A 3,203-nucleotide genomic window follows, 5' to 3' on the forward strand; every position below is an offset into this window, starting at 1 on the left:
ACCTGCTCATGGCTAGATCACCCGGTTTCGGGTCTAATCCGACGAACTGAACGCCCTGTTCAGACTCGCTTTCGCTACGCCTACACCTAACGGCTTAAGCTTGCTCGCCAGACTAAGTCGCTGACCCATTATACAAAAGGTACGCGGTCACTCAGGACGAACCTTGAGCTCCCACTGTTTGTAAGCATTCGGTTTCAGGTGCTATTTCACTCCCCTCGTCGGGGTGCTTTTCACCTTTCCCTCACGGTACTTGTTCACTATCGGTCGCTGAGGAGTACTTAGGCTTGGAGGGTGGTCCCCCCACGTTCAGACAGGATTTCACGTGTCCCGCCTTACTCATGTCCCAACTGTTCGCAGATCCGTACGGGGCTATCACCCATTATTGCGTGGTTTCCCAACCACTTCCGGTAACTTACAGTCAGGCACTGGCCTGGTCCGCGTTCGCTCGCCACTACTAACGGAGTCTCGTTGATGTCCTTTCCTCCAGGTACTTAGATGTTTCAGTTCCCTGGGTTAGCTTTGAACCCCTATGTATTCAGAGTTCAATACCTTCTCTTGATCTCTGTTAGCCCAAGAACAAGCCAAAGCCTGCCCTTAGAATAACAGAGATCGAAGGTGGGTTTCCCCATTCGGAAATCCGCGGATCAAAGCTCATTCGCAGCTCCCCACGGCTTATCGCAGCGTATCACGTCCTTCATCGCCTCTCAGCGCCAAGGCATCCACCGAATGCTCTTAAGGCACTTGATCGTTCTCATGATCGATGTCCGCGAGATCAACTCGCAAAGACATATGATCAGAAAGACCATTTATGCTTGCCGAATATACCCGATTTAACGAAGCCGATGGTGTCGGACTTTCGCACGCTGCAGGATGAGCAGCTCTCGAATATATTCCCTCTTCACAATGACAAACAGCAGCGTCACCCGTCGTTTCCGACGAGGACGAAACTTGAAGACTTTCCGGATTTGGTGGAGCCAGACGGGATCGAACCGACGACCTGAAGCTTGCAAAGCTACCGCTCTCCCAACTGAGCTATGGCCCCGGGAGGTAACGGACGCAATCGAAAGCAAGGACACGTTCGATGACTGGTGGGCCTGGGAGGATTTGAACCTCCGACCTCACGCTTATCAAGCGCGCGCTCTAACCAACTGAGCTACAGGCCCAAGGCAAGACCGATCACAGATCAGCCGGCCAAAGCCTGGCTTGGCCCAGAATACGCGGAGACAAGCCCTATGCTTATCGATCCAGCGTATTCGCCCGGAAAGAGAAAGAGAAACGAAGACGGCGAAGTTCCGCATGTCGGGACCTGATCTGGTCCCTTTGTTCTGAAGAGAGGTCGATACGAACCGAAATTCGTGAAGTCCTCTACCTTAGAAAGGAGGTGATCCAGCCGCAGGTTCCCCTACGGCTACCTTGTTACGACTTCACCCCAGTCGCTGAGCCTACCGTGGTCGCCTGCCTCCTTGCGGTTAGCGCGACGCCTTCGGGTAAACCCAACTCCCATGGTGTGACGGGCGGTGTGTACAAGGCCCGGGAACGTATTCACCGTGGCATGCTGATCCACGATTACTAGCGATTCCACCTTCATGCACTCGAGTTGCAGAGTGCAATCTGAACTGAGACGGCTTTTTGGGATTAGCTCGAGGTCGCCCTTTCGCTGCCCATTGTCACCGCCATTGTAGCACGTGTGTAGCCCAGCCTGTAAGGGCCATGAGGACTTGACGTCATCCCCACCTTCCTCGCGGCTTATCACCGGCAGTCCCCCTAGAGTTCCCAACTGAATGATGGCAACTAGGGGCGAGGGTTGCGCTCGTTGCGGGACTTAACCCAACATCTCACGACACGAGCTGACGACAGCCATGCAGCACCTGTGTTCCGGCCAGCCGAACTGAAGAAAGGCATCTCTGCCGATCAAACCGGACATGTCAAAAGCTGGTAAGGTTCTGCGCGTTGCTTCGAATTAAACCACATGCTCCACCGCTTGTGCGGGCCCCCGTCAATTCCTTTGAGTTTTAATCTTGCGACCGTACTCCCCAGGCGGAATGCTTAAAGCGTTAGCTGCGCCACTGAAGAGCAAGCTCCCCAACGGCTGGCATTCATCGTTTACGGCGTGGACTACCAGGGTATCTAATCCTGTTTGCTCCCCACGCTTTCGCGCCTCAGCGTCAGTTTCGGACCAGTTGGCCGCCTTCGCCACTGGTGTTCTTGCGAATATCTACGAATTTCACCTCTACACTCGCAGTTCCACCAACCTCTTCCGAACTCAAGACTCCCAGTATCGAAGGCAATTCCAGGGTTGAGCCCTGGGCTTTCACCCCCGACTTAAGAGTCCGCCTACGCGCCCTTTACGCCCAGTGATTCCGAGCAACGCTAGCCCCCTTCGTATTACCGCGGCTGCTGGCACGAAGTTAGCCGGGGCTTATTCTTCCGGTACAGTCATTATCTTCCCGGACAAAAGAGCTTTACAACCCTAAGGCCTTCATCACTCACGCGGCATGGCTGGATCAGGCTTGCGCCCATTGTCCAATATTCCCCACTGCTGCCTCCCGTAGGAGTTTGGGCCGTGTCTCAGTCCCAATGTGGCTGATCATCCTCTCAGACCAGCTACTGATCGTCGCCTTGGTGAGCCATTACCTCACCAACTAGCTAATCAGACGCGGGCCGATCTATCGGCGATAAATCTTTCCCCCGAAGGGCGTATCCGGTATTAGTCCAAGTTTCCCTGAATTATTCCGAACCGAAAGGTACGTTCCCACGTGTTACTCACCCGTCTGCCACTAGCACCGAAGTGCCCGTTCGACTTGCATGTGTTAAGCCTGCCGCCAGCGTTCGCTCTGAGCCAGGATCAAACTCTCAGATTGGATGAGATTTTGTTCCGGCATCGCACTGCGTATTGACGGAGCCATTACTTGACCGATCAAGCTTTCGCTCAACCAACCAGGCAAATGGTTCTTGTTAAAACGCAGCACACCGAAGTCTCGTTCGATCCAGGCCGTAGCCCGGATCCGCAAGAACCCCGCCGTCCACGTTTCTCTTTCTATCTTCAATTTTCAAACAGCGGCAGCTTCTACAAAACCGACAGAACTTCACCCGGCGAACCGGCCTCAGCCCCAGCGTCCTTAGGAAGCGCAGAAGAGGCGCCGCTCAGCGGCGGCGCCGTCTCGATGGGCGGTTTATAGGCGGGACCCCCGAGACATGTCAAC

General features: G+C 54.6%; 1 protein-coding gene, 2 tRNA genes and 2 rRNA genes (1 of these 5 cut by a window edge). 1 reads left to right on the top strand and 4 read right to left on the bottom strand.

Annotation, left to right across the window (positions count from 1 at the left end; translation table 11 throughout):
• From IED13_RS28280 to IED13_RS28295, 4 genes are all read right to left on the bottom strand, one after another.
• A 23S ribosomal RNA gene (locus tag IED13_RS28280) occupies window positions 1-747 on the bottom strand; it reaches 2,058 nt to the left of the window's first position.
• Between the two features lie 219 nt (window positions 748-966).
• Window positions 967-1,042 (bottom strand) — tRNA-Ala (locus IED13_RS28285).
• A gap of 44 nt (window positions 1,043-1,086) precedes the next feature.
• A tRNA-Ile gene (locus IED13_RS28290) sits at window positions 1,087-1,163 on the bottom strand.
• Between the two features lie 211 nt (window positions 1,164-1,374).
• A 16S ribosomal RNA gene (locus IED13_RS28295) occupies window positions 1,375-2,861 on the bottom strand.
• The 16S and 23S rRNA genes sit together here with 2 tRNA genes alongside, the layout of an rRNA operon.
• A gap of 48 nt (window positions 2,862-2,909) precedes the next feature.
• Here IED13_RS28295 and IED13_RS28300 point away from each other — a divergent pair.
• The gene (locus tag IED13_RS28300) at window positions 2,910-3,179 is read left to right on the top strand and encodes a hypothetical protein (protein ID WP_191126111.1); all 270 of its coding nucleotides are present in this window, start codon (window positions 2,910-2,912) and stop codon (window positions 3,177-3,179) included.
• Window positions 3,180-3,203 lie beyond the last annotated feature (24 nt).

Source organism: Allobosea spartocytisi, from assembly GCF_014764685.1.
Lineage (GTDB): Bacteria > Pseudomonadota > Alphaproteobacteria > Rhizobiales > Beijerinckiaceae > Allobosea > Allobosea spartocytisi.